General features: G+C 67.4%; 28 protein-coding genes. 14 read left to right on the top strand and 14 right to left on the bottom strand.

The features are described 5' to 3' along the window. Positions 1-38: 38 nt before the first annotated feature. Both J2W36_RS09320 and J2W36_RS09315 read right to left on the bottom strand, forming a co-directional pair. Positions 39-512: a CopD family protein gene (locus J2W36_RS09320; RefSeq protein WP_307689433.1), complete on the bottom strand. Its 474-nt coding sequence runs from the start codon at positions 510-512 to the stop codon at positions 39-41. A 69-nt stretch (positions 513-581) separates the two neighbouring features. Continuing rightward, positions 582-770, bottom strand: coding sequence for a YjiS-like domain-containing protein (locus J2W36_RS09315; RefSeq protein ID WP_307689432.1), 189 nt, complete (start codon positions 768-770; stop codon positions 582-584). A gap of 109 nt (positions 771-879) precedes the next feature. Here J2W36_RS09315 and J2W36_RS09310 point away from each other — a divergent pair, with 109 nt between their 5' ends. Continuing rightward, positions 880-1,770: a LysR family transcriptional regulator gene (locus J2W36_RS09310; RefSeq protein ID WP_307689431.1), complete on the top strand. Its 891-nt coding sequence runs from the start codon at positions 880-882 to the stop codon at positions 1,768-1,770. Between the two features lie 48 nt (positions 1,771-1,818). On the opposite strand, the gene J2W36_RS09305 is transcribed toward J2W36_RS09310, so the two are convergent. Continuing rightward, positions 1,819-2,232, bottom strand: coding sequence for a DUF1161 domain-containing protein (locus J2W36_RS09305; RefSeq protein WP_307689430.1), 414 nt, complete (start codon positions 2,230-2,232; stop codon positions 1,819-1,821). Between the two features lie 150 nt (positions 2,233-2,382). Next, on the bottom strand, positions 2,383-3,297 hold the full coding sequence (locus tag J2W36_RS09300; RefSeq protein ID WP_307689429.1) for a LysR family transcriptional regulator: 915 nt from the start codon (positions 3,295-3,297) through the stop codon (positions 2,383-2,385). A 97-nt stretch (positions 3,298-3,394) separates the two neighbouring features. On the opposite strand from J2W36_RS09300, the gene J2W36_RS09295 reads away from it, so the two are divergent. Next, positions 3,395-4,348: a DMT family transporter gene (locus tag J2W36_RS09295; RefSeq protein WP_307689428.1), complete on the top strand. Its 954-nt coding sequence runs from the start codon at positions 3,395-3,397 to the stop codon at positions 4,346-4,348. On the opposite strand, the gene J2W36_RS09290 is transcribed toward J2W36_RS09295, so the two are convergent. Further along, entirely contained in the window at positions 4,317-4,565 is a 249-nt protein-coding gene (locus J2W36_RS09290) for a CsbD family protein (RefSeq protein ID WP_307689427.1), read from the bottom strand. The two genes, J2W36_RS09295 and J2W36_RS09290, sit on opposite strands and share 32 nt — an antisense overlap. 166 nt (positions 4,566-4,731) lie before the next feature. Then, positions 4,732-6,168, bottom strand: a complete 1,437-nt coding sequence (locus tag J2W36_RS09285) for an aminotransferase-like domain-containing protein (RefSeq protein ID WP_307689607.1) — start codon at positions 6,166-6,168, stop codon at positions 4,732-4,734. 184 nt (positions 6,169-6,352) lie between these two features. Between J2W36_RS09285 and J2W36_RS09280 the strand changes: the two genes are divergently transcribed. Both J2W36_RS09280 and J2W36_RS09275 read left to right on the top strand, forming a co-directional pair. Continuing rightward, positions 6,353-6,742 (top strand): hypothetical protein, encoded by a 390-nt coding sequence (locus tag J2W36_RS09280; RefSeq protein WP_307689426.1) that lies wholly within the window; start codon positions 6,353-6,355, stop codon positions 6,740-6,742. Positions 6,743-6,781: 39 nt separating this feature from the next. Then, a complete protein-coding gene (locus J2W36_RS09275) occupies positions 6,782-7,513 on the top strand; it encodes a sensor histidine kinase (protein WP_307689425.1) in 732 nt (243 codons plus the stop codon). Between the two features lie 4 nt (positions 7,514-7,517). On the opposite strand, the gene J2W36_RS09270 is transcribed toward J2W36_RS09275, so the two are convergent. Next, on the bottom strand, positions 7,518-8,438 hold the full coding sequence (locus tag J2W36_RS09270) for a glutaminase (RefSeq protein WP_307689424.1): 921 nt from the start codon (positions 8,436-8,438) through the stop codon (positions 7,518-7,520). After that, on the bottom strand, positions 8,435-9,355 hold the full coding sequence (locus tag J2W36_RS09265; protein WP_307689423.1) for a DMT family transporter: 921 nt from the start codon (positions 9,353-9,355) through the stop codon (positions 8,435-8,437). The genes J2W36_RS09270 and J2W36_RS09265 overlap by 4 nt, the downstream gene beginning before the upstream one ends. Before the next feature lie 171 nt (positions 9,356-9,526). On the opposite strand from J2W36_RS09265, the gene J2W36_RS09260 reads away from it, so the two are divergent. Further along, complete coding sequence (locus J2W36_RS09260) at positions 9,527-11,068, top strand: methyl-accepting chemotaxis protein (RefSeq protein WP_307689422.1); 1,542 nt, start codon at positions 9,527-9,529, stop codon at positions 11,066-11,068. A 47-nt stretch (positions 11,069-11,115) separates the two neighbouring features. On the opposite strand, the gene J2W36_RS09255 is transcribed toward J2W36_RS09260, so the two are convergent. After that, positions 11,116-12,066: a LysR family transcriptional regulator gene (locus tag J2W36_RS09255; RefSeq protein ID WP_307689421.1), complete on the bottom strand. Its 951-nt coding sequence runs from the start codon at positions 12,064-12,066 to the stop codon at positions 11,116-11,118. A gap of 102 nt (positions 12,067-12,168) precedes the next feature. Here J2W36_RS09255 and J2W36_RS09250 point away from each other — a divergent pair, with 102 nt between their 5' ends. From J2W36_RS09250 to J2W36_RS09220, 7 genes are all read left to right on the top strand, one after another. Next, on the top strand, positions 12,169-13,284 hold the full coding sequence (locus J2W36_RS09250) for an aryl-sulfate sulfotransferase (RefSeq protein WP_307689420.1): 1,116 nt from the start codon (positions 12,169-12,171) through the stop codon (positions 13,282-13,284). Between the two features lie 32 nt (positions 13,285-13,316). Beyond that, entirely contained in the window at positions 13,317-14,282 is a 966-nt protein-coding gene (locus J2W36_RS09245) for an ABC transporter substrate-binding protein (protein WP_307689419.1), read from the top strand. After that, a complete protein-coding gene (locus J2W36_RS09240; protein WP_307689418.1) occupies positions 14,279-15,022 on the top strand; it encodes an ABC transporter ATP-binding protein in 744 nt (247 codons plus the stop codon). The genes J2W36_RS09245 and J2W36_RS09240 overlap by 4 nt, the downstream gene beginning before the upstream one ends. Positions 15,023-15,033: 11 nt before the next feature. Then, entirely contained in the window at positions 15,034-15,876 is an 843-nt protein-coding gene (locus J2W36_RS09235) for an ABC transporter permease (protein ID WP_307689417.1), read from the top strand. A gap of 13 nt (positions 15,877-15,889) precedes the next feature. After that, positions 15,890-16,804 (top strand): isopenicillin N synthase family dioxygenase, encoded by a 915-nt coding sequence (locus tag J2W36_RS09230; protein WP_307689416.1) that lies wholly within the window; start codon positions 15,890-15,892, stop codon positions 16,802-16,804. Between the two features lie 76 nt (positions 16,805-16,880). After that, positions 16,881-17,504: a helix-turn-helix domain-containing protein gene (locus J2W36_RS09225; protein ID WP_307689415.1), complete on the top strand. Its 624-nt coding sequence runs from the start codon at positions 16,881-16,883 to the stop codon at positions 17,502-17,504. Beyond that, positions 17,501-18,037 carry a GNAT family N-acetyltransferase gene (locus J2W36_RS09220; protein WP_307689414.1) on the top strand — a complete coding sequence of 179 codons (537 nt, stop codon included), beginning with the start codon at positions 17,501-17,503 and terminating at the stop codon, positions 18,035-18,037. Before J2W36_RS09225 ends, J2W36_RS09220 begins: the two co-directional genes overlap by 4 nt. A gap of 1 nt (position 18,038) precedes the next feature. Here the strand turns inward: J2W36_RS09220 and J2W36_RS09215 are convergent, their stop codons facing one another. The 3 genes from J2W36_RS09215 to J2W36_RS09205 all read right to left on the bottom strand — a co-directional run bounded on the left by J2W36_RS09215 (position 18,039) and on the right by J2W36_RS09205 (position 20,821). After that, on the bottom strand, positions 18,039-18,482 hold the full coding sequence (locus tag J2W36_RS09215; protein WP_370869293.1) for a flavin reductase family protein: 444 nt from the start codon (positions 18,480-18,482) through the stop codon (positions 18,039-18,041). A gap of 145 nt (positions 18,483-18,627) precedes the next feature. After that, a complete protein-coding gene (locus J2W36_RS09210) occupies positions 18,628-19,857 on the bottom strand; it encodes a spore maturation protein (protein ID WP_307689412.1) in 1,230 nt (409 codons plus the stop codon). 70 nt (positions 19,858-19,927) lie between these two features. Beyond that, positions 19,928-20,821, bottom strand: coding sequence for an SDR family oxidoreductase (locus J2W36_RS09205; protein ID WP_307689411.1), 894 nt, complete (start codon positions 20,819-20,821; stop codon positions 19,928-19,930). Between the two features lie 228 nt (positions 20,822-21,049). Between J2W36_RS09205 and J2W36_RS09200 the strand changes: the two genes are divergently transcribed. Further along, positions 21,050-21,673 (top strand): TetR/AcrR family transcriptional regulator, encoded by a 624-nt coding sequence (locus tag J2W36_RS09200; protein ID WP_307689410.1) that lies wholly within the window; start codon positions 21,050-21,052, stop codon positions 21,671-21,673. Between the two features lie 23 nt (positions 21,674-21,696). Here the strand turns inward: J2W36_RS09200 and J2W36_RS09195 are convergent, their stop codons facing one another. Further along, positions 21,697-22,503, bottom strand: coding sequence for a metallophosphoesterase (locus J2W36_RS09195; protein ID WP_307689409.1), 807 nt, complete (start codon positions 22,501-22,503; stop codon positions 21,697-21,699). A gap of 128 nt (positions 22,504-22,631) precedes the next feature. On the opposite strand from J2W36_RS09195, the gene J2W36_RS09190 reads away from it, so the two are divergent. Then, positions 22,632-22,805, top strand: coding sequence for a hypothetical protein (locus J2W36_RS09190; RefSeq protein WP_307689408.1), 174 nt, complete (start codon positions 22,632-22,634; stop codon positions 22,803-22,805). Positions 22,806-22,858: 53 nt separating this feature from the next. On the opposite strand, the gene J2W36_RS09185 is transcribed toward J2W36_RS09190, so the two are convergent. Beyond that, the gene (locus J2W36_RS09185; RefSeq protein WP_307689407.1) at positions 22,859-23,848 is read right to left on the bottom strand and encodes a LysR family transcriptional regulator; all 990 of its coding nucleotides are present in this window, start codon (positions 23,846-23,848) and stop codon (positions 22,859-22,861) included. Positions 23,849-23,906: the final 58 nt, after the last annotated feature.

Below are 23,906 nucleotides of genomic sequence, written 5' to 3'. Positions count from 1 at the left end.
TTAGAGCAAGCGCGCCACCTGCACGGGCAGGCGGCGGCTCAGAGCGCGCGGCCGACGATGGCCAGCGCGAACACCAGCACGCCCAGCGTGAGGTTGATCGCCACCAGCTTGCGGATGCTGGCGAGCTGCGCCGCAGCCACCGGCCACTGCGCGGCCGCCACGGCACGCTGCAGGCGGCCAAAGGGTGCAAAGCGGATGTGCAGGAACAGCGCCGTCATGAGCAGTCCCAGCGTGAACATGCCGTGCACGCTCCAGTGCACCCGCGCAAAGCCGCCCATCAGGCCGACCAGCGCCACGCCGGTGGCCAGCGCCACGACGATGGCCACCGAGACACCCATGAAAAAGCGTGACAGCGCTGCGGCCATGAAAGGCAGGCGTTGGGGCGGCTCCAGCATGGCGGCAGCGGCTGGCCGCACCGCGAAATGCATCGTGGCCATGCCGCCCACCCAGAAGGTGGCCGCCAGCAGATGCAGGAACAGAAGGATGGCAGGGAGTGTGGGGGAAAGGGTCATGCCCGAGCGTAGGCGATCTGGGGTCATGTGACTACGGAGAAGACTTTCGAGGGCGCTGTGAAAAGGTCATCAGGTACGTCGCCGCAACCACTCGGGCAACTGGCTGCGGCCGAGCCCCAGGTCCATGAGTTCCTGGTCGTTCATGCCCTGGAGTTCCTGCCGCGACCGGGCTTGCCGCCTGGTGGCGTGCACATGCGCCGAGAGGCGCGCCAGTGCGCGGCGCAAGGACGACAGCAACGGGAAACTGGGGAACAACATGATTCACTCCGTGGATGGAAGCCGTGATGTTCGCGTGCCGCGTGCTATTGTGGAAGTTGAGAATACTGACAACCTCCATCAGGTTCACTGATATCACGGCGTACTGACGATGCGACACCTCAACCTCGACCAACTGCGCACCCTGGTCGCCATTGCCGACCTCGGCACCTTCTCGGCCGCCGCGAAGGCGTTGCATCTGGCGCAGCCGACCGTGAGCCTGCATGTCAGCGAACTCGAATCGCGGCTGGACGCCCAACTGGTGGTGCGCGGGACCCGCAGCGTGACGCTGAGCGCGGCGGGTGCCGGGCTGGTCGAGCGCGCGCGCCGCCTGTTGCGCGATGCCGACGATGCCATCGATGCGGTGCGCCGCCAGGCCGAAGGCCGTTTGGGCCGCGTGCGGCTGGGCACTTCGACGGGCGTGGTGATCGACCTGCTGCCGCAGGTGCTGGAAGCGCTGCAGGCAACGCATCCGGGCATCGACGTGGAGGTGAACATCCTGGGTTCGAACGAGGCGATGGCGCGTCTGTCGCTGGGCACGTTGGACATCGGCCTGGTCGCCATGCCGCAGCCGCCCGTGCGCGACCTGATGGTCACGGCCTGGCGCGACCAACCGATGATGGCCTACCTGCCCGGGCGTTGGAAAGCACCGCGACGTGTCACGCCGAAGTGGCTGGCCGCACAGCCGTTGATCTTCAACGACGCGAGCACCCACATGTACGGGCTCACGATGGAATGGTTTGCCCAGGCCGGTTGCGCGCCGCGCGCGCGCATCGAATTGAATTACGACGCCGCCATGCGCAGCCTGGTGGCCGCGGGCTACGGTGCGGCCCTGTTGCCGACCCCGTCACACAGCGAAGAGTCGCTGGGCGACCGTGTACAGGTGCTGCCGCTGAGCCCCAGGCTGACGCGCCGCCTGGGTATTGCGCATCGCACGCGGTCCACGCTCGACGGCGCCACGGTGCGCGTGCTGGAGACACTGGCGTTGCTGCGGCAAGCCTGAGCGCGGCAGCAGCCATGCGATGCGTCGGGTCTCGGTCTCGTTCTCGTTCTATTTCCCGCAGTTGCCGCCCACCGATGTCGATCCGTCCTTGCATTCCGTGATCATCGGCGCATCGCCGGCCTGCGCGGGTGCGGGTTGTGCAGGGGATGCTGCAGCCGCGCCCTCCACGGCCTGGCGCTGGTACACCACCTTCTTCGTTCCGAGCTCGCAGGATCCGACGACCTGCCCCTCGACCGCGGCCTGCGCATCGACCACGGTGACCGCGAAGTGGCTCACGCCGGCCGCGGCGATCTTCGCTTCGATCTGCGCGCGCAGGGTGTCGCACGCAGCGGGTGCCGCTGCGGGCGCGGGCGGCGCTGCCGTGGTCGCGGCGACATCGTTGGCAGCATGGGCCGCCAACGACGCGAAGGTTGCCAGGCACACGCTCAGGTGCCGCAGGGTGGTGAAAAAACGTTGCTTCATGGGTGCGCGTGATGCCTGTGTGCAGGCGACACGAAGTTCCTTTCAATGTCCGGGAAGCCTTGCAGCATAACGGTCCCTCTGCGCAAGTCGGGCCTGCCACCCCAGTGCCGACGCAGCCTTTGTGGGAGCTTGACGGGGTGCGCGCAGGCCTCAGCGCGTTGCCAACGCGGTCACCAGATGATCGATCAGCACGCGACATTTGGGCACCGCGAAGCGGCTCGGTGGATACAGGATGAGCGCTTGCCCGTGATAGCGGGCCTGGAATGCCCAATCGGCCAGCACGCGCACGACCTCACCGGCATCGAGCGCTTGCTGCGCCACGAAACTCTGGATGCAGCCGACGCCCAGGCCGGCCTTCACGCTCTCCAGTCGGATCTCACTGTGGTTGACGGTGCAGCGGCCCTGCACGCGAACCTCTGCCTCCTCGTCGCCGCGACGAAAGCGCCAGTGGTGGTCGTGCGCGGTTTCGCCCAAGGCCAGGCAGCTGTGAGCGGCCAGGTCGGCCGGCCGTGCGATCGGCGGGTGCTGCGCGAGGTAGTGCGGTGCCGCACACAGCAGGTGTTCCACGCGCATCAGCGGGCGAGCCGCCAGGCCAGGCGGCGGGTCTTGCGTGAGGCGCACCACCAGGTCGACGCCTTCGCGGATCGGGTCGATGTCGCGGTCGTCCACGATGAGCTGAAGGTCAACCTCCGGATAGCGTTGCAGGAAGCTCAACAGGTGCGGCTGCAGAACGCGCCGCGCAAATGCCTTGGGCGCGCTCAGGCGCACACGTCCGCGCGGGGCCGCCGCGTGCTGCTGCCCGATCTCCATCGTGGCCTGGGCCGCCGCGACGAGTTCACTGCAGCGCGCCAGGGCCTCGACGCCGGCTTCCGTCAGGCGCAACTGGCGCGTCGTGCGTAGCAGCAGTTGCACGCCGAGCGACTGCTCCAGCCGGCGGACCTGGCGGCTCGCCGCTGAAGGCGTCATGCCCAGTTGGTCTGCGGCGGCCGAGAAGCTGCCGAGTTCGGCCACACGCGTGAACGTGACCATCTCCGGCAGCACCTTCAAGAAAGCATAGGTTCCCACGGTGCACAAGTCCTGTTCCGGTGAAGGGCTGGTCGGCGGTGCCGCGGTCTCCAACAATGGCCCGCCGCTTCCATCTGCCCTGGCACCCGACACACCCATGAATTCTAGAAACATGCGAACCGACTTCGGCAGGGCCGAGTTCATGCTGCTGGGCGTTGCCGCCATCTGGGGTGGCAGCTATGCCGTCGCCAAGCAGGCGTTGCTGCAGGTGCCCGTGCTGGAGTTCCTGTGCCTGCGATTCGGCCTGACGTTTGTCTTGCTGCTGCCCGCTTTGCGGCCGCTGTTCCAAGGGCAGGCGCGCCGGTGCCTGATGGTCGGTTGCATTCTGGGCGCCAACCTGATGGCCGTGTTCGTCTGTGAAACCTGGGGCGTCACCTTGACCACGGCCAGCCATGCGGCCTTTCTCATCAGCCTGTGCGTGGCGTTCACACCGCTCGTGGAATGGTGGATGCTCGGACGTCGCCCGACAGCACGTGTCGTGGCTGCGGTGGCATTGGCCCTGGCAGGCGCTGCGCTGCTGTCCGCAAAGTCGAACGTGTCATCGGGTACCACGGCATTCGGGTGGGGCGATGCGCTGATGGTGGGGGCCGCGGTGTTGCGCGCACTGATGGTGTGCCTGACACAGCGCCTGGCGGGTACCCAGGCCGTCCCGGCATTGACATTGACGGCGCTGCAATCGGGGCTGATCGCCGCAGGGGTGGCCGTGCTGGCCTGGATCACGCCGTCGCCTGCGTGGGTGGGCCTGCCATCCGGACTGGATTTCTGGGGGCAGGTGGCGTTCCTGGTCCTGGGCTGCACGCTATTTGCCTTCTACGCGCAAAACCATGCGGCCTCTCGCACCAGCCCGAGCCGCGTTTCATTGCTCATGGGGAGCGAGCCGGCCTTCGGTGCGATGGTGGCGGTGCTGTGGCTGGGCGAGGACGTGTCGCCCCTCGGCTGGGCGGGCGGCGCGATGATCGTCGCTGCTGCCGTGTGGGTGACGCTGCCGCAGTCTCAACCGCGGCGTTACGCCCTTCCGGTCATCGGCGCGACCAGAGCGCGCCGACGATGAAGCTCGCGCCCGCTACGGCGGCCAGCGTGGCCAGCGGGTTGTTGCTGGTGGCATCGCGCAACTGGTTGAGCACTTCGCCATAGCCTTCCTGCACCTTGCCACCCAGCTGGCGCGTCTTGCCTTCCAGGCGCGTGCCTTCATCGCCCGTGACATTGCCCACGGCTTCCTGGAACTTGCCAGCGATGTTCTGTACGGTGCCTTCGGTCTTTTCAAACATGGTCGATCCTTCGATTCAGAGGAGGTGGGGAAGGTACCCATCGTAGGCAGCTGGTCGGCATGCAGCTGTAGTGCGCGGGGCCGGTGCGTCGTCAGCCGCTGTCCCACGCGCAGCTTCGTTGCGGCCCGTGCGCGCGCCGCTTGCTTGTGCGGCGGCGGCGGCGGCCTCAGCCTGCGACGATGCCGCCCAGGCGCTTCAACGCGCGGTCGATGCCGTCGTCGTAGGGCCAGCCGCAGTTGATGCGCAGGCAATGGTCGAAACGCGACGAGTTGGAGAACAGCAAGCCGGGTGCGACCAGAATGCCCTCACGCAGCGCCGCGTCGAACACGTCGGCCGACGCGCGCTGATGCGGCAACTCGACCCACAACTGCAGGCCGCCGTTGGGCAGGTTCAGGCGCGTCTGCGCGGGAAAGTAGCGTGCCACTGCTTCGGCCGTGCGTTCGCGCTGCACCGCCAGGAAGCTGCGCAGCCGGCGCAGATGCCGGTCGTAGGCGCCCGTGGCCATGAAGTGGCCCGCGCCCAGCTGCGCCAGGGCCTCGTTGTTGCGGGTCTGCGTGTACTTGAGCATCTCGACGCGCGCCTGCCAGCGGCCCGCAGTGATCCAGCCCAGGCGCAGGCCTGGCGCGAGAACCTTGTGCAGCGATGCGCAGTGGATCACGTTGCCCGTGGTGTCCCAGGCCTTGAGCGCGCGCGGCGGGGCGTCGACGTCGACCAGTTCGCTGTAGGTGTCGTCCTCGATCACCGCGAGGCCGCGCGTTTCGCACAGTGCCACCAACCGTGCCTTGTGGGCGTCGGGCATCACACTGCCCAACGGATTCTGCAGGTGCGGCACCAGCACGACCGCCTTGATGTCGTCGTAGGTGTCGAGTGCCAGTGTCAGCGCCTCGATCGACAACCCGCTCTGCGGGCTGGTGGGAATCTCGAGCGCGCGCAGGCCCAGGCTTTCGAGCACCTGCAGCAGCCCGTAGAAGGTGGGTGATTCGACCGCGATGGTGTCGCCCGGCTGGGCGACCGCACGCAGCGCGAGGTTGAGCGCCTCGATGCAGCCGTTGGTCACCAGCACGTCGTCGGGCGACAGCGTCATGCCGGCGCCGACCGCGCGCTGGGCCAGCACGCTGCGGAACTGGCGCTCGCCCTGCTGCGGTGGCACGCCCGCCAGCATCTCGGGATGGTGGCGCAGTGCCCGCGTGAGCGCCATGCGCAGTTCCTCAGCCGGATAGAGCTGCGGTGCCGCGCGTGCAATCGACAGGTCGAGGTAGGGCTTGACCTTGGCCTGCCGGCGCCGCGTCACGAAGTCGGACACGCGCGTATGGATGCCGACGTACTGCGCCGGGTCAGGCCGCTGCCCCGCGGGTGGCTCGTCCATGGGAACCATGTGCAGGCGCTGTGGCCAGCGCACGAAATAGCCCGATCGGTCGCGGGCCTCGGCCCAACCTTCGGTTTCGAGCTGGCGGCACATCTGCAACGCGGTCGACAGGCTGATGTCGTGCAGCCGCATGAGACTGCGCAGCGACGGCATGCGCACACCCGGCTGCAGCGAGCCGGCCTCGATCGCGCTGCGGTAATGGTGGGCCAGGCGGCGATAGAGCGGGGCGGTCGGCATGTCCATGCAGGGATGGTTGCCAAGAGACGCTGCAGGCAACAGATGCAGATAGATCGGAAAAGACCATAACAGATGCATCGGCTGCAGCCTGTTGCGATGGCATGCGCGGCCACTGTGCCTGTCGCCGTCGGGCTGACCTGCGGATCATCGATACACCCCAACACGCCATCCGAAGGAGTCCGCCATGTCCCCCGTCATGCCCTCTGCACACACCGCACACGCTGCACTCATCACCGGGATGCATCTGCTGCCGGGCGAAACACTGCACATTGCGCTGGATGCGCGCACCACGCTGGCGCTGTGGCGCGGCGTCGCCATGCTGCACGAAGCGCCGGCCTGGCTGGGCGAACAGATGGTGACCGTTTCGCACAGGCTCGCGCCGGGTCAGACGCATCGGGTGGCGCAATCGGGCTGGCTGCGCATCGAGGCGCAGGAGGGACCGGTCGAGATCCGGTGCACGCGCGCGCCGGCCTGGCCCGCGGTCGCCTGGGACGCGGTCGCGCGGCATGTGGCAACGTGGCGCCAGGCGTTGCGCGGCATCGTCCCTTGTCCTACACCGCGCCGCTCGCGATGACTGCTTGCGCCGGCGCGGCGAATCGGTTCTGCTCGACATATGGGTGCAGGACAGTCAACAGGAGACGATGCGTCCACGCAGGGGGCGCGGGGCGAGCACGCCCTCACGGCGCAGCACCTGTGCATGCTGCTGGGCCACGACCTGCGCAATCCGCTGGCCGCCATCGATCTGGCCACCCACCTGATCGCGCGCGGACCGCTGGAGCCTTCGCAGGCCAGCGCGCTGGCCCACATCGTGAGCGCGACCCAGCGCGCGCAGGAACTGATCTCCGAGTTGATTGACTGCATCGACAGCACGCGGGGCCGTGGCCTGGCCATCCACAAGCAGTCGGTCACGCTGCATGCACTGGTGGCCGACGCGCTGGCCGCGCGCAGCCGCGGCTCGCCCGCCCCGGTGCTCGAGCATGACCGCATCGGCGAAGGCGCCTGCACCGCGGACCCGGCCCGCCTGGCGCAGCTGCTCGATCATCTCGTCGGCAATGCCCTGGCACACGGCGCACCACAGCGTCCGGTGATCGTCGCCTCGATCATCGAGGCCAGCTGCTTTCGCATCGTCGTGCACAACGAGGGCCCGATGGTCCCGACCGAGCGTATGCCGGCGCTTTTCGAGCCTGTCTCGAACGGTCGTACCACGCCCAGCGGGCGCAGTGTGGGGTTGGGGCTGTTCTTCGTGCGCCAGATCGCGCATGCGCACGACGGCGAAGTGCACTTGCGTTCCGACGCGTCAGGCACCACGGTGACCGTGCGCTTTCCGCGCACTGCGGACGCCTGACAGGTCAGAAGACCGACAGCCCCGTCTTTGCCACGAACAGCTCCAACGCCTTGAGCCCGAGCAGCGAGTTGCCCGTCGCGTCCAGCGCGGGCGACCAGACGCACAGCGTGAGATGGTCGGGCACCACCGCCACGATGCCGCCGCCCACGCCGCTCTTGCAGGGAAGTCCGATGGAGAAGGCCACGTCGCCCGCCGCGTCGTAGGTGCCGCAGGTCAGCATCAGCGCATTGATGCGCCGGGCCTGGCGCTCGGTCGTCACCTGCTTGCGGCGGTGCACCGGATGCGCGCCGTCGCGGCTGAGAAAGCCGGCTGCGCGCGCGAGCTGAACGCAGTTCATGCGGACTGCGCATTGGTGGAAGTACAGGTCGAGCACCTCCGCCACGGCGTTGTCGATCTTGCCGAAACTCTTCATGAAGTTGGCCAGTGCAACGTTGCGAAAACCGGTCTCGGCTTCGGAGGCCGCCACTTCCTCGTCGAAGTCCACCAGCTCGCCCGCCAGGTCGCTCAGGAACGCGAGCACGTCCGCGCGCGCGTTGCCCAGGCTCACCAGCCGGTCGGCCACCGCGATCGCGCCGGCATTGATGAACGGGTTGCGCGGCTTGCCCTGCTCGTTTTCCAGCTGCACCAGCGAGTTGAACGGATTGCCCGAGGGCTCGCGGCCGATGCGGTCCCAGAGGTCTTCGCCCATGCGGCGCATGGCCAGCGTCAGCGTGAAGAGCTTGGAGATGCTCTGGATCGAGAACGGCGTGGTGGCGTCGCCCGCCAGGGCTTCTTCGCCCTTGCAGGTGCGCAGCGCGATGCCGAACTGCGCTGCCGGCACCCGCGCGAGCGCCGGAATGTAGCTGGCGACCTGGCCGGCCATGCCGCACTCGGGTTGCAGCGTGGTCGCGATGTCGTCGAGGACGGCCTGGAAGTCGGGGCTCATGTCGGGGTCGCCGGTGGGGTGGGGGTGCCGCTGCGCCGGTTCACCAGCAGGATGCCCAGGGCCACGCCCGAGAGCGCCAGCACCAGCTGAAGCGTGACCGGCTCGCCCAGCAGCACGACGCCGGCCACCAGCGCGAACAGCGGCGTGAGAAAGGTGAACGACGAGATGCGCGTGGCCGGGTAGTGCCGCAGCAGCCACATCCAGCCCAGGTAGCTGGCGAAGGCACCGATCACCGTCTGCAGGCCGATCGAGAACCATGCGTAGCCGGAATAGCTGAAGCCGCGCGTCTCGCCGAAGGCCAGCGACATCATGGGCGACACCAGCGCCGTGACCGCGATTTGATAGAACAGCGTCTTCTCGGCGCTGGCCGTGGCCAGCCGCGTGGTGCGGATGGCCAGCGTGGTCAGTCCCCACAGCAGCCCGCCTGTGAGCGCCAGCGCATCGCCCAGGAGCTGGCGCGGATCGTGATGGCCCAGGCTTTCGCTGAAGGCCGCCACCACGCCTGCGAAGGCGATGGCCAGCCCCAGCCACTGCACGCCGCGCAACCGCTCGGCGGGTACGAAGCGCGGCAGCAACAGCGCCACCACAAAGGGTGCGGTGTAGAGGAACACGGTCAGGCGCGACGCACTCGTGTGCTGCAGACCGACGTAGATGCAGACGAATTCGGCTGCAAACAAAGCGCCGACCAGCAGGCCGCCCGGCAGCGTGCCGTCCCGCTCGAACAGCCTCACGCCGCGTACGCGGCACCACAGCCACAGCAGGGCGACTGCGCCGGCCATCCGGATGCTCGCCTGCCACATGGGAGGCACCTCGGTCACGGTGGTCTTGATGAGGATCTGCTGCAGGCCCCAGAAGGCGCAGCAGGCGACGAGCAGCGCGGTGGCGCGGGGGTCGAGGTGGTTCTTGCGTTCGGTCATTGTCTCGGGATGGCGGGCGAGGGCGTCCGCTCGGTTGTCTCCGATCCTAGCCAAGTTGCGCGATCAATTTCACAAGCCGTTCACACCTTGCCAGCGGGGCGAAGGCCCAATCGGCCAGATGCACGCAGGTTCATCCCGAGCCTGGGCATGCGGGGAGCAGGAAGCAAGAACATGAAAGTCTCGATCAAACTTGCCATCATCTCGTGCGCGGCCATGCTGGGCCTGCTGCTGGTGGGCGGCGTGTCGCTCTACATGCTCAGGAGCTCTGCACTGGCCGATCGAGAGGCGCAGATTCTCAACATGCTCAAGCTGTCGAGGACGCTGGTGACCCACTACCACGGCCTGGAGCAGGCCGGCACCCTGACCCGGCAGCAGGCGCAGGACGCAGCCAAGGACGCATTGAACTTCCTGGACAACGACAAGAAGAGCTATTTCTGGGCGCGTACTCCCGAAGGAAAAAACCTGGCGCATCCCAATCCGAAGGTGATCGGCACCCAGTCGTCCGGTCGCGGCATGGACGGCCGCACCGACACCCAGAACTACCAGGACGCCATGCGCAATGCCGATGGCATGGGCATCGCTGCCATCGTGGCGCAGCTGCCCAAGACCGGTGAGATGGCGCCCAAGATGAATGGCGTGTTCGAGTTCAAGCCCTGGAACTGGTGGGTCGGAACGGGCTTCTTCACCAACGACATCGACGAGGCCTTCTGGCGCTGGGCGCGGGTGCTGATCGGCATCCTGCTGGTGACCGTGGTCGCCATTGCTGCACTGGCACTGTACTTCAGCCGCGGTATCGTGCGCGCCCTCGGCGGGGAGCCCGCCCAGGCGATGGCGGCGACCAGCCGCATCGCCGACGGCCGGCTCGATGCGCAGATCGCGCTGCGCAGCGGCGACAGCGACAGCCTGATGTTCGCCATCTCGCAAATGCAGACACGGCTCACGACCATGGTGGCCGAGATCCGCGAGAGCGCACAGCACATCGACAGCGGTGCGCAGGAGATGGCCGATGGCAACGTCGAACTGTCTTCGCGCACCGAGGAGCAGGCGGCCTCGCTGCAGCAGACCGCCGCCAGCATGGAAGAGCTGACCAACACCATCGCGCACAACGCGGCCAACGCGCGCCGAGGCACCGAACTGTCGGCGCAGGCGGCACAGACGGCCGAGGCCGGCCAGGTCTACTTCAGCCGCATTGCCTCCAGCATGGATGCCGTCAGCGCGAGCTCGCGCAAGATCCAGGACATCACGAGCGTCATCGACAGCATTGCGTTCCAGACCAATATCCTGGCGCTGAACGCAGCCGTCGAGGCCGCGCGGGCAGGCGAACAGGGCCGCGGCTTCGCGGTGGTGGCCGGCGAGGTGCGGCTGCTCGCCCAGCGCAGCGCAACGGCGGCCCGCGAGATTCAGACGCTGATTGCCGAATCCGCCGCCAGCGTGGCCAGCGGCACGAGCATCGTCCAGGAAGCGGGCGACACCATGCAACGCATGCTCGTGTCGGTGCAGGATGTCTCCAAGATGATGGCGGACATTTCGCGCGCCTCCGAAGAACAGAGCGAAGGTGTGAACCAGATCTCGGTGGCGATCGGCCAAATGGACCAGGTCACCCAGGGCAACGCCGCCGCGGTGGAAGAAGCTGCAGCGGTGGGGATGCGGCTGCGCCAACAGGCCGCGCAGCTGCAGGGCGCGGTGTCGGTGTTCAGGCTGACGCAGGCCTGAACGTTGCAGGCCGACCGCGGCCTGCGAAAGACCGCCCGGGAGGCCCGTCAGTTCGCGAAGGCTGTGGGATCGAAGGGCAGTTCCGTGTCGAAGCGCTGGGCGATATCAGCGAGCGCGGCTTCGAGAAACGCGAGGAACATGCCCATGGCCACGGCCGTGGTCTGACCGGCACGCTGGTAGAAGCAGCTGAAGGAACGCGCGCCCGCATCGGCCAGGCCGGTCCAGACCAGCCGGCCCTGTGCCACGTCCTGCGCGACGTTCTCGGGAATCAGAAAGCCGATGCCGGTACCGCTGCCCACCAGCTGGCGCACCATGGCCACCGAGCTGGTCTCCACCAGTGGTCGTGCCTTGCGGTGTTCGCGGTGGTCGATCTGGTCGACCATCGCGCGCAGTTCGGTGTCGGGCGTCATCAGGATCAGCGGATGCTCCAGACAGTCGCGCAGGCGCACCGGCTTGCCGGTGTGCGTGAGCGGGTGGTCCGGCGGCGTGATCAGGCCCAGATGCTGGGGAAAGGCGCGCACCTCTTCGACGCCCGGCGGCGGCTTGCGGCGCAGGCAGAAGCCGATGTCGGCCTCGCCCGTTGCCACCCATTTGAGGATGTTCTCGCCGCTGCCCGAGCGCACGCCGTAGGTCACGCCCGGGTGTTGCTTCATGGCCGCCTGGATCACCTCGGGTACCAGCTGTTCGGCCGAGGAATGCGAGACCGCCAGGTTGATGTGGCCGCGCCGCAGCGCGCGCAGGTCCTCAACCTGGGTGAGCGCGTTGTCGAAGTCGCGCTGGCTTCGCCGCACGGCCGCCACCATGATCTCGCCGGCCGTCGTCAGCTGCATGCCGCGCGGCAGCCGGTCGAACAGCAGCGTGCCGACCTGCTCTTCCAGGTTGAGGATCTGCTGGTGCACGGCCGCGGCTGTCAGGTGCAGCGTCTCGGACGCCTTGCGGATGGAGCCGCGCCGCGCGACCTCGTCGAAGCAGCGAAAAGCCTGGGAGATGGCAGCCATGGCGAAGTGTATGGTTTTTCCATACGGACTGTTCAAAACAATCAGATTTTCCTGACGCGACGAAGCGCCTAGATTCCACGCATCGCCATACAGGAGTTCACCGTGCCCACCACCGTCGACCAAGTCACCCAGCGCCGCCGCGGCGTCGGCCTCATCGCCCACGATCCGGCGGCCTCGGCCGGCGGCTACACGCTGATCGCGCCACAGACGGCCGCCGGCAACGTCTACCTCATCGGCATCGACGGCGAGGTCGTGCACCAGTGGAAGATGCCTCTGCGCGCCGGCCGACACGCCGTCATCCTGCCGAACGGCAACATGGGCTACAACGGCAACCATGCGAACTCGCCGGACCTCTATGCGGCCTGGTCGATGTGGCACGGCGGCGATTTCTCCGAAGTCACGCCCGACGGCGAGGTCGTCTGGCACTACGAGGACCCGACCCACCACCATGACGCCAAGTGGCTGGCCAACGGCAACCTGCTGTATGCCGCCTGCGCGCCGGTGCCCGCCGGTTTTGCCGAGCGCGTGCCGGGCGGCACGGCGCACGGCCCCGACGAAACCATGTACGGCGACGTGATCCGCGAGGTGAGCCGCACGGGCGAGCTGGTTTGGGAGTGGAAGTCGTGGGAGCACCTCAAGCCCGAGGACTTCCCGATCCACCCCGGCTTCGGCCGCTACCACTGGCCGCTGATCAATGGCCTCGACATCGATGCCGACGGCCGCGTGCTGATGAGCCTGCGCACCACGGCCGGCATCATCGGTGTCGACAAGGCGAGCGGCGACGTCAAGCTGCACATCCCGCCGAGCGTGGTGTCGCACCAGCATGCGCCGCAGGCTCTGCCCAACGGCCACATCCTGACCTTCGACAACGGCAATTTCCGCACCGGCGCGCACGTCGCGTTCTCGCGCGTGCTGGAGATCGACCCGAAGGACAACCGTGTCGTCTGGGCCTATGCCGACGAGATGGTGAACGCCTTCTACACGGCCTTCATGGGCAACGCGCAGCGCCTGTGGAATGGCAATACGCACATCACCGAATCGGCCACGGGTCGCCTGTTCGAGGTGAACCCCGAAGGCGAGGTGGTGTGGGAATACATCCTGCCGTGGTTCGCCGAATACCCCGATGCTGCCGCCCGCAAGACGGGCCCCGGCCGCCTGAACAGCGTGTTCCAGACCTGGCGTTACGCGGCCGACCAGCTGCCGTGGCTACAAGCCTGACTCTTTCATTCGACTGCTCTTTGGAACCGACCATGACCACCCACCTCTTTCGTCGCACGGCCCTCGCGCTTGTCCTGTCGATGGCCGCCGCCTTGCCCGCTGCCGCGCAGGACGCCAAGCCCGTGCGCATCCTCACCAACTGGTTCATCCAGCCCGACCAGGCGGGCTACTGGCAAGCCGCGCAGGACAATCTCGGCAAGGACGCCGGCATCAAGATCACGGTGACGCAAGGCGGCCCGCGCATCCAGACCATTCCGCAGGTGGCCTCGGGCCAGGCCGAGTTCGGCATCGGCAACGCCGACGACGTGCTGCTGGCGCGCCAGCGCGGCGCTCCGGTGCGTGCAGTGTTCGCGCACCTCGACTACGTGCCGTACACGCTGGTCTATCACACCGATCCGGCGGTGAAGTCGATCGCCGACCTGCAGGGCCGCACTTTCGCCGTGAACATCGGCAACGCCTATTGGGAATGGACGAAGAAGCAGTACAAGCTGGCGAACACGCGCGAGATTCCGGTCAGCGGCGACCTGAGCCTGTTCCGCAACGACCCGAAGATGGTGCAGCAGGGCTACTCGCTGTTCCTGCCTGCGCGCATGGCCGGCGCGGGCATCCCGGTGCAGCAGATCACACTGGCCTCGCTCGGCTACCGTCCGTACAACGTGCTGTTCACCACCGACGAGATGATCCAGAAGAACCCGGCGCTGGTGAAGGCGACCATCGCCGCCGTGCAGAAAGGCTGGAGCAACTACGTGCGCAACCCGTCGGGCCTCAAGCCGATGATGCTCGAGATGAACAAGCAGATTTCTTCGGACGTGTACGACGCGGCCAACAAGGAAATGATCGAGAAGCTGGTCTCGCACGACCTCGGCAAGATCGGCTGCATGAGCGATGCGCGCTGGACCGAGATCGCCGGCCAGCTGCGCAGCGTGGCCTTCCTGCCCGCCGGCTTCAGCGAGAAGCAGGCCTACGACCGCACCCTGGTGCCCGGCTGCGGATCATGAGCGGCGCCGCCGTCGAACTGAAGGGCGTCTCCAAGCGCTTCGACAGCGGCCTGCAGGCGCTGGGCCAGGTCGACTTCGACCTGCGTGCTGGTGAGTTCGTGTCGATCGTTGGTCCCTCGGGCTGCGGCAAGTCGACGCTGCTGCGCATCGTCGCGGGGCTGATCGCGACCAGTACCGGCGAGTGCCGGCGGCCGGCCGACATCGAGACCGCCTTCGTGTTCCAGGAAGCGGCGCTGCTGCCCTGGCGCACCGTCGAGCGCAACGCGCAACTGCTGATGGAGCTCGAAGGCTACAAGCCCGAGGACTACCAGCCACGCGCCGCCGAGGCGCTCAAGCTGGTCGGCCTGGCCGGCTTCGAGAAGTCGTACCCGCACCAGTTGTCGGGCGGCATGCGCATGCGGCTGTCGCTGGCACGCGCACTCGCGTTGCGCCCCGGTCTGCTGTTGCTCGACGAGCCGCTGGCGGCGGTCGACGAACTGACGCGCGACATTCTGCAGGAAGAGCTGTCGGCCATGTGGCAGCAGGCGGGCTTCACCGGCGTGCTGGTCACGCACAACGTGCACGAGGCGGTGTACCTGTCGGATCGCGTGATCGTGATGTCGCCGCGGCCCGGCCGCATCCTCGACGTGATCGACGTGCCCTTCGCCTTTCCGCGTGCGCCCGAGCTGCGCGCCACGCCCGAATTCGCGCGCCTCACCGGCGACGTCACGGCCGCGCTGCGCCGCAAGCAACCCGCCTGAAGGAAATCGCCGTGTCCAAGGTCTCATCCAGCGCTGCACCCGCAGCGCCTTCCCCCGCAACGCCGTCGCGGCTGGCCACGCTGCTGCGCGACGGCTGGCCCGTCGTGCTGGTGGCGGTCATCGCCATCGCCGGCTGGTACCTGCTGACCGCCACCGTCTATGCCGGCAAGGGCTACCTCGTACCCTCGCCGCAGGAGGTCGCGGCGGCCGTGGCCGAGAACGCGGGCGTGCTGCTCGTCGCCACGCTCACGACGCTGAAGGAGGCGACCTTCGGCTACCTGCTCGCGATCGTCGGCGGCATCTCGCTGGCCGCGGTGCTGAGCCAGTCGAAGCTGCTCGAGCGCAGCATCTACCCGTACGCGGTGCTGTTGCAGACCGTGCCGGTGGTGGCGGTCGCGCCGCTGATCGTGCTCTGGTTCGGCTACAACGACCTGTCGGTGGTCATCATCAGCTTGATCATGTCGCTGTTCCCGATCGTCAACAACACGCTGCTCGGGCTGCGCTCGACGTCGCGCAACCTCATCGAGCTCTTCGCCCTGCACAACAAGAGTCGGGTCACCGCCTTCTGGAAGCTGCAGCTGCCGGGCGCGCTGCCGCACATCATCGGGGGGCTGCGCATTTCGGCAGGGCTGTCGGTCATCGGCGCGATCGTGGGCGAGTTCATCATCGGCTCGGGCAACGCGCAGGGCGGGCTGGGCGTGCAGATCGTCTTCGCGCAGGGCCGCATGTACACGGCGCTGCTGTTCGCCGAGGTGATCGCGGCGACGCTGCTCGGCTTCTTCTTCTTCATGATCGTGAGCGCCATCGGCAACAGGCTGCTGAAGAACTGGCACGAATCCGCCGTCGGCCATTGAGCACAATGCAGCCATGAAAGACATCCCCGTCATCGACATTGCCGCCCTTTCGTCCGACGACGCGGCCGACCGCCGCGTCATCGCCGCGCAGATCGGCCGGGCCTGCCGCGAAGTCGGCTTCTTCGTGATCACCGGCCATGGCGTGCCGGTACCGCTGATCGACGCGACCTTCGCCGAGAGCGCGCGCTTTTTCGCGCAACCCGCCGACTTCAAGCGTGCGATGTCGATCGACCGGCTCGGCAGCAACCGCGGCTATGTCGGCCTTGGCGTCGAGGCGCTCGACGAGAAGACCGCGGCGGACCACAAGGAAGCCTTCAACCTGATCTGGACCGATGGCACGACCCGTCCCGACAACGCATGGCCCGAGCTGCCAGGCTTTCGCGACACGGTGCAGCGCTATTTCGACGGCGTGCTCGCAGTCGGCGCGCGACTGCACCAGGCCTTCGCGCTGGACCTCGACCTGCCCGAGCGCTTCTTCGCCGACAAGATCGACCGCCCGCTCGCCACGCTGCGCCTGCTGCACTACCCGGTGCCCGCGCAGGTGGTGCCGGCCGGGCAGATCGGCGCCGGCACGCACACCGACTACGGCAACGTCACCCTGCTCGCGACCGACGGCGTGGCCGGCCTGCAGGTGCAGCGGCGCGATGGCGTGTGGCTCGACGCGCCGGCGCTGCACGGCGCCTTCATCTGCAACATCGGCGACTGCCTGATGCGCTGGACCAACGACCTCTACGTGTCGACGCCGCACCGCGTGCTCAAGCCGGCGGCAGAACGCTATTCGATCGCGCTGTTCGTCGACCCCAACCCCGATGCGCTGGTGAGCGCGATCCCGTCGTGCGTGCCCGCCGGCGAATCGCCGCGCTACGCGCCGATCACTGCGCACGACTACCTGCAGCAGCGTTTCGCGGCGACCTACGGCACGGCCTGAGGAGGCGACGGGCGGGTCAAAGACGGCCTCAGGAAGGTCTTGCCCGTCAATCCAGGATGCTGGATACTCGTCCACCATGAAGGAAAGAGAAGCGCCGACCATCGACGACATCCACACCCGCATCGCCAAGCGGGTGCGCGACCTGCGGACCGCGCGCGCCGAGACCCTGGACGCACTCGCCTTGAACAGCGGTGTCAGCCGGTCGATGATCTCCCTGATCGAGCGCGCCGAAGCCAGCCCGACCGCTGTGGTGCTCGAGAAACTGGCGGCCGGGCTGGGCGTCTCGATGGCCAGCCTCTTCGGCCCCGAGGCCGCGGACGAAGAACGACGGCCGCTCGCTCGGCGTGCGGAGCAGGCCATCTGGAAGGACCCCGAGTCGGGCTACCTGCGACGCAACCTGTCGCCACCGAACTGGCCGACGCCCATCCAGCTGGTCGAAGTCCACTTCCCCGCGAAGGCCCGGGTCGCCTACGAGTCGAGCGCGCGCCGGCCGGCGCTCGAGCAGCAGATCTGGGTGCTGCAAGGCCAGATCGAGGTCACGCTGGGCGACGAGCGCCATCTGCTGCGCAGCGGCGACTGCCTGGCGCTGAAGCTGGACCGACCGCTGGTTTACAGCAACCCGTCTTCTCAACCTGCCAAGTACATCGTGGCGATCTGCGACGAGGCCCTGGCCCCACTGGTGAAAGGTCCAACGACATGACGAACGGCACCGTACGGCTTCTGGACTGCAACGAAGCCGAGCATGCCGCCGCGATCCTGGCCATCCTCAACGAGGCGATCGCCAACTCGACGGCCCTCTACGACTACGCCCCGCGCCCGCCAGAAGCGATGGCGGCCTGGTTCGCGACCAAGCGGGCCCACGGTTTTCCCGTGGTCGGCGCCGTTGATGCTTCTGGCAAGTTGCTGGCCTTCGCGAGTTGGGGCACCTTCCGCGCCTTTCCTGCCTACAAGTACACCGTCGAACACAGCGTCTACGTGCACCATGAACACCGCGGTCAGGGACTCGGAAAGACGCTGATCGCTGAACTCATCCGCCGCGCTCGCGCGGCCGATCTTCACGCGCTTGTCGGCTGCATCGATGCCAGCAACCAGGGCAGCATCGCCTTGCACGAGCGACTGGGGTTCACGCACTCGGGCACGATGGCGCAGGTCGGCTTCAAGTTCGGCCGATGGCTGGACGCGGCCTTCTATCAGCTGCTGCTGGAAACACCGGCGCGCCCGGTCGACGGTTGATCTAAAGCGGGTGTTCCGTGTAGAAGCGCCCGCCGTGGAACAGCAGCGGTGACGCGCCGGGCGTGTGTGCGCAGCGCTCCACCTCGCCCACGAAGATCACGTGGTCGCCCTCGTCGTAGCGGCTGCGGTTGAAGCATTCGAAGCTGGCCGCGGCGCCTTCGAGCAGCGGCGCGCCGCCGGTGCCGGCGGTGAAGCGCACGTCGGCGAAGCGGTCGATGTCCTTGGTCGCAAAGCGTTCGGCCAGGTGCTTCTGGTCGGCTGCGAGGATGTTGATCGCGTAGTGCGAGCCCGTGCTCAACGCTGCCATTGAGGCCGCGCGCTGCGACAGGCTCCACAGCACCAGTGGCGGTGCGAGCGATACCGAGTTGAAAGAGTTCGCCGTGAGCCCGATCAGCGTGCCGTCGGCCGCGCGTGCGGTGACGATGGTCACGCCGGTGGCGAACATGCCGAGCGCGCTGCGGAACTCGTTGGTGGAGAAAGAGGGCGGTTGCGCCTGGGCTGGAGCAGTCACGGCAAAGGAACCTGGAAGGGGGTGCGCAGAATGGCGCACCTCCATTCTGGCCGATGGCCCATGGCCGTGTTGGTCGCTGTCAGCCAAAGAACCAATAGCACACGCCGATGGCGGCCACCACGCCCGCGAGCTCCGCCGCCAGCGCGCAGGCCACCGAATGCCGTGCGCGCTGAATGCCCACCGCGCCGAAATACACGGCGAGCACGTAGAAGGTGGTCTCGGTGCTGCCCTGGATGGTCGCGGCTGCCAGCGCCGGGAAGCTGTCCACGCCCTGGCTCTTCATCGTCTCGATCAGCATCGCGCGCGCGGCGCTGCCAGAGAAGGGCTTGACCAGTGCGGTGGGCAGCGCGTCGACGAAGCGCGTGTCCCAGCCGGTCTGGCCCACGAGCCAGCGGATGCCCTCGAGCGCAAGGTCCAGGGCGCCAGAGGCCCGCAGCACGCCCACGGCGCACAGCATCGCCACCAGGTAGGGCAGCAGGTTCTTCGCGACGTCGAAGCCTTCCTTCGCACCTTCGATGAAGCGGTCGTACACGTTCACTCGCCGCACCGCGCCCGCGATCAGGAAGACGAGGATCAGCCCGAACAGCACCAGGTTGCCGAGCAGGGAGGACAGCGCGGCAAGCGCGGCAGCCGACAGCGTGGCCAGCAGCGCCATGAAGCCTGCAAGGGCCAGCGCGCCCGGCAGCAGGTAGGCGAGCACCACCGGGTCCCACAGCCGCAGGCGCTGCACCAGCGCGACCGACAGCAGGCCGACCAGGGTGGATGCAGAGGTGGCCAGCAGGATCGGCAGGAACACCAGCGTCGGGTCGGCGGCGCCCTGCTGCGCGCGGTACATGAAGATGGTGACGGGCAGCAGCGTGAGCGACGACGCGTTGAGCACCAGGAACAGGATCTGCGCGTTGGTCGCGCGCGTCGGCTCAGGGTTGAGTGTCTGCAGCTCGCGCATCGCCTTCAGGCCGATGGGCGTGGCGGCGTTGTCCAGGCCCAGTGCATTGGCCGCGAAGTTCATGGTGATCAAACCCAGCGCCGGATGGCCCGCGGGCACGCCCGGCATCAGGCGACTGAACAGCGGCCCGAGCAGTCGGGCGAGCCACGCCACCAGCCCGGCCGCCTCGGCAATGCGCAGGAAGCCGAGCCACAGCGTGAGCGTGCCGAACAGCAGCACCATGACCTCGACGGCCAGGCGTGCCATGGCGAACAGGCTTTCGACCATCGCGGCAAACACGGCCGCGTCGCCGCCGATCAGCCAGCGGCCGAAGGCAGCCACTGCCGCCACCAAGAAAAATCCCAGCCACAGGCCGTTGAGCATGCGTTCTCCCTTGCGATTGCGCGCCGATCATAGGCGGCGCGCATGCGGGGCCACGCCCGGCCGGGCAACCTCAGGTGTGCAACGCGCGCCCGTGGATGCGTCCGGAATGGCCGGGTTCGTACAGCGTGCCTTCGGGGCGTCTTGGCTTTTCCGTGCTCTGCTGGCGGTCGGTCTGGCGGGACGACATCCAGTCGCCCAGCCACGGCACCATCTTCGCGATGGCCGTGTTGAAGGTGGACATCGCGCCGACCTTCACGTCGCGCCCGCCTTCGGTCGCCGCCTTGAGGATGCTTTCGGCCACGTCCTGCGGATCGATCATCGGGTCGGGCAGTTGAGGTTCCTGGTCGAGGTAGTTGCGCGCGTTGTGCGGAAAGGGTGTGTTGACCGCCGTCGGCTGGATCAGCGTCACGCTCACGCCACGCGCGTCGGTTTGCTCGACCTCGACCCGCAACGCATCGGTGAAGCCCTTGACCGCATGCTTGGAGGCCGAGTACATGCCTTGCAGCGGCACCACCGCTTCGGACACCTCGCTGCCCAGGTTGATCAGTGCGCCGCCTTCGAGCTGCAAATAGGGCAGTGCGGCCAGCGAACCATTGACCACGCCCCAGAAGTTGGTCTCGAAGATCTTGCGGTGGTCTTCGTCCATCACCTGATCGAGCCGGCCGTAGACCGAGACGCCGGCGTTGTTGATCCAGGTGTCGATGCGTCCGAATTCGGCGATGGCGATGCGCGCGACCTCGTCCATCTGCGCACGGTCGGCCACGTCGGCAATGGCCGCGATGGCCGTACCGCCGTTGGCCGCGATCTCGGCGACCAACTGTTCGAGTACGTCGCCGCTGCGGGCGACCAGCACGAGGCGTGCGCCCCGTTCGGCCGCGAGCTGGGCGGTGCACAGCCCGATGCCGCTGGAGGCACCGGTCAGCACGATGATCTGTTCGGCGAGTGGCCGCAAGTGGCTTGCCATGAATGAGTGCTCCTGTCGAATCGCAAGGGCCCGGCCGGGCCCGCAGCGTGCAGCATTTCTCCATCGCTGTGCTGGCGATGTAGGGCAAGGCATGCGCCTTCGGTCGGTGCAGACGGGCAAATGACCCGGTGTCGATGTCGAATGCCGACCGATCGGTAGCAATAAAACCCATTGGTCTTTATTTGTCCGACATGTATGCACATAGACGGCTGTGACTAAAATCAGGGGATGAACACCGTGACTGCGCCCGTACCCAAAACGTCCTTCAAGGCCCAGATGCTGCTGGCGCGCGAAGAGGCGATCGTGCAGACGGTGAATCGCCTGCTGGCCGAAAAAGGGTTCGAGTCGATGACCGTCGACGAGGTCGCCGCCTCGGTGGGCATTGCCAAGGCGAGCCTCTACAAGCACTTCCCCAGCAAGGAGGACCTGGCGGCCGCGGCGATGGTGCGCATCATGAAGCGCACCCAGGATTTTCTGGATTCCCTGCCCGCGGCCGACCCGCCCATGACCAAGCTGCGCGCGGTCGTGCGCTGGACCATGGAGGTGCAACTCGCTGGCGAAATGCCTTCACTGCCGCACCAGAACTCGACCCTGCGCGCCGCACTGATGAACAACCGCGCCTACCTCGACCGCCTGATGGAGGTGAGCAACACGTTGGGTGGCTGGATCCAGGTTGCACAGGCCGACGGCGCCATGAGCAGCAAGCTGCCTGCCATCGTCGTGCTCTACACCCTGTTCGCACGAGCCTGCGACCCGGTGCTCGAGTTCTTGAAGGTCGGCGGCCTCTACAGCGACGCGCAGATCGTCGAACTGGTGCTGTCGACCTGCTTCGACGGTCTCGCGGCGCGCTGAGCGCTCGGCCGGCAGGGCCGGCCTCAGCGGACGTCGATCAGCAGGCCGGGGCGAAAGCCTTCCTGCTCGCCCTTGCTCGCATAACCGAGCGGATTGGCGACCACGCGGCAGCCGTTGCGCACATAGTCGTGCGCGCAGTGCAGGTGGCCATGGAACCAGAAGTCCGCCTGTGCCAGCAAGGGATCGAGTGCATTGCAGAAACCAGCCGTGCCCGGCACCAGCCCGTAGCGCGGATCGACGCTGGCCAGCGTCGGCGCGAAATGCGTCACTGCCACGGTCGTGCCGCCGAAGGGCTGTACCAGCGCGTCCGCCAGCCAGGCCTGGCACTCCAGGGACTGAGCGCGGATCTGTTCGGCCAGAAAGGGCTCGCCATGGCGCGTGGCGGCCGCCTTGCGTAGATAGAAGTTGGCTGCGCGCATGGCCTTGCTGCGTTTCTTGAGCGCCTCGCCGAGCGCATCGCCGGGCAACACCAGTGCATCGAAGTCGGCCCACAGGGTGGTGCCGACGAAGCGCACGCCGTCGATCACGCAGGTCGCGCGTTCGAGCCAGCCGATGTCCAGCGCTTCGCACAGCGCGCGCAGCCGTGCATGGGTGGCATCGACGTCGGTGGCGTCGTACTCGTGGTTGCCCGGCACGTACAGCACCGGCGTCGGCCAGCCGTGGCGGGGCGAAAAACGCGCGAGGCCGAAGTCGTCGCCCGCCAGCTGCGAGCCAGCCTGGTAGGAGCCGACATCGCCGGCAAGCACGAGCAGGTCTGCGCCCGCGGCAGGTGCCACTTGCAGATGGGGGTGGGATTCGAGGTGCAGGTCGGAGAGCAGCTGGATTTTCATGGGCTGCGGCCAGTCTAGGCGAATGGCGATATGCGCAGAGGGCATAAAGGCGGCGTTGCAAGATAGGGGAAAACCCTTAATCTTTGGGTATTCCCACCCACAGCGCTGCCTTGGGGCCGCGCAAGTCCATGTCCCGTCTCATCGCCCAAGTGGCTCAATTCTTTTTCGCACCTGCCGACACGTCACCCGCCAGTCCCGCTGCACTGCTCATGGAAAGCGCCGATCTGCGCGCCGGCATGAACGCGCAAGACGCCCAGGACCTGCGCGTGGCCGCCAGCGCGTGGCTCAGCGTCGTCCGCTGAACTGAAGTTTCGGGTTCGAAGGCGCACACCCCGCGCCGAGCCCGCACTTCGTCTCAGGTGCCCGGCTTCGGTGCAGCCTGGGCGAGCACCGAGCGGGCGAAGGCCGCAGCCGCGGCCCGCACCAGCGCGGCACGCAGCCATTCGTGGGCCAGCCCGTGCTGCGCGCGCCGGTGCCAGACCGCGTCCACGTGGACCAGCGGCTGGTCGAAGGGCAGGTCGCGCAGCACCAGTTGCGTATCGATGCCCGTCACGCTCACGAAATGGCGTGGCAGCACGGTCAGCAGGTCTGAATTGGCGACCACCCGCCCGGCCGTGAAGAACTGGTTGACCGTCACGACGATGCGCCGCTCCCGGCCCATGGCACTCAGCGTCTGGTCGACGAAGCCGTAGGGACGCCCGGAGAAGCTCACCAGCAGATGGCGCGCGCTGCAGTACGCGTCGAGTGTGAGCGGTTGCTGCGCCAGCGGGTGGTCATGTCGCATCACGCACACATACTGGCCGACGTAGAGCCGCTGCGTCTCGAAGGGCACGGCAACGCCCGACTGACCACGCGCCGTGAGGCTGGCGAGCACGGCGGGGAAATAGCCGATGGCCATGTCCGCCTCTTCGGCCTCGAGCAGCTTGCGTGGATCGCGCGTGGTGAGCGGCACCACCCGCATCGAGATGGCGGGCGCTTCCGTCTCCACGATCTGCACCAGCCCCGGAATCAGCTCTGCCGCCGTGGCATCGGCCATCGCGAGCACGAAGGTGTTGTCGGCCACCGCGGCATCGAATTCGTTGGGCGCCAGCGTGTGCTGGAGTTGCTGGAGAGCTTCGCGCACGTTCGGCCACAGCGCCAGCGCACGGGGCGTGGGTTCGACCCCCGCGCCCGCACGGCGAACCAGTTCGTCGCCGAGCACGTCGCGCAGCCGGCGCAAGGCGTTGCTCACGGCCGGCTGAGTGATCGAGAGATTGCGTGCCGCGCGCGTGAGGTTGCGCTCGGACATGACCTCGTCGAACACCCTCAGCAGGTTGAGATCGAGCGTGCGGAAATTGACGTCCATAACTGATGTGAATGATATACATCAGTAAGATAAAGTGGCGAATTACTAGGGTAACCCC

Source organism: Variovorax ginsengisoli, from assembly GCF_030811835.1.
In the GTDB taxonomy this organism is placed as follows: domain Bacteria; phylum Pseudomonadota; class Gammaproteobacteria; order Burkholderiales; family Burkholderiaceae_C; genus Variovorax; species Variovorax ginsengisoli_C.
The sequence above is the reverse complement of the archived record's forward strand: the minus strand, read 5'-3'. Positions and strand labels throughout refer to the sequence as shown.

Coding starts and splice junctions, on each gene's coding strand:
- J2W36_RS09320 (WP_307689433.1), bottom strand. CDS start 512: ATGACCCTTTCCCCCACACTCCCTGCCATCCTTCTGTTCCTGCATCTG.
- J2W36_RS09315 (WP_307689432.1), bottom strand. CDS start 770: ATGTTGTTCCCCAGTTTCCCGTTGCTGTCGTCCTTGCGCCGCGCACTG.
- J2W36_RS09310 (WP_307689431.1), top strand. CDS start 880: ATGCGACACCTCAACCTCGACCAACTGCGCACCCTGGTCGCCATTGCC.
- J2W36_RS09305 (WP_307689430.1), bottom strand. CDS start 2,232: ATGAAGCAACGTTTTTTCACCACCCTGCGGCACCTGAGCGTGTGCCTG.
- J2W36_RS09295 (WP_307689428.1), top strand. CDS start 3,395: ATGAATTCTAGAAACATGCGAACCGACTTCGGCAGGGCCGAGTTCATG.
- J2W36_RS09290 (WP_307689427.1), bottom strand. CDS start 4,565: ATGTTTGAAAAGACCGAAGGCACCGTACAGAACATCGCTGGCAAGTTC.
- J2W36_RS09285 (WP_307689607.1), bottom strand. CDS start 6,168: ATGCCGACCGCCCCGCTCTATCGCCGCCTGGCCCACCATTACCGCAGC.
- J2W36_RS09280 (WP_307689426.1), top strand. CDS start 6,353: ATGTCCCCCGTCATGCCCTCTGCACACACCGCACACGCTGCACTCATC.
- J2W36_RS09275 (WP_307689425.1), top strand. CDS start 6,782: ATGGGTGCAGGACAGTCAACAGGAGACGATGCGTCCACGCAGGGGGCG.
- J2W36_RS09270 (WP_307689424.1), bottom strand. CDS start 8,438: ATGAGCCCCGACTTCCAGGCCGTCCTCGACGACATCGCGACCACGCTG.
- J2W36_RS09265 (WP_307689423.1), bottom strand. CDS start 9,355: ATGACCGAACGCAAGAACCACCTCGACCCCCGCGCCACCGCGCTGCTC.
- J2W36_RS09260 (WP_307689422.1), top strand. CDS start 9,527: ATGAAAGTCTCGATCAAACTTGCCATCATCTCGTGCGCGGCCATGCTG.
- J2W36_RS09255 (WP_307689421.1), bottom strand. CDS start 12,066: ATGGCTGCCATCTCCCAGGCTTTTCGCTGCTTCGACGAGGTCGCGCGG.
- J2W36_RS09245 (WP_307689419.1), top strand. CDS start 13,317: ATGACCACCCACCTCTTTCGTCGCACGGCCCTCGCGCTTGTCCTGTCG.
- J2W36_RS09240 (WP_307689418.1), top strand. CDS start 14,279: ATGAGCGGCGCCGCCGTCGAACTGAAGGGCGTCTCCAAGCGCTTCGAC.
- J2W36_RS09230 (WP_307689416.1), top strand. CDS start 15,890: ATGAAAGACATCCCCGTCATCGACATTGCCGCCCTTTCGTCCGACGAC.
- J2W36_RS09225 (WP_307689415.1), top strand. CDS start 16,881: ATGAAGGAAAGAGAAGCGCCGACCATCGACGACATCCACACCCGCATC.
- J2W36_RS09220 (WP_307689414.1), top strand. CDS start 17,501: ATGACGAACGGCACCGTACGGCTTCTGGACTGCAACGAAGCCGAGCAT.
- J2W36_RS09215 (WP_370869293.1), bottom strand. CDS start 18,482: ATGTTCGCCACCGGCGTGACCATCGTCACCGCACGCGCGGCCGACGGC.
- J2W36_RS09210 (WP_307689412.1), bottom strand. CDS start 19,857: ATGCTCAACGGCCTGTGGCTGGGATTTTTCTTGGTGGCGGCAGTGGCT.
- J2W36_RS09205 (WP_307689411.1), bottom strand. CDS start 20,821: ATGGCAAGCCACTTGCGGCCACTCGCCGAACAGATCATCGTGCTGACC.
- J2W36_RS09200 (WP_307689410.1), top strand. CDS start 21,050: ATGAACACCGTGACTGCGCCCGTACCCAAAACGTCCTTCAAGGCCCAG.
- J2W36_RS09195 (WP_307689409.1), bottom strand. CDS start 22,503: ATGAAAATCCAGCTGCTCTCCGACCTGCACCTCGAATCCCACCCCCAT.
- J2W36_RS09190 (WP_307689408.1), top strand. CDS start 22,632: ATGTCCCGTCTCATCGCCCAAGTGGCTCAATTCTTTTTCGCACCTGCC.
- J2W36_RS09185 (WP_307689407.1), bottom strand. CDS start 23,848: ATGGACGTCAATTTCCGCACGCTCGATCTCAACCTGCTGAGGGTGTTC.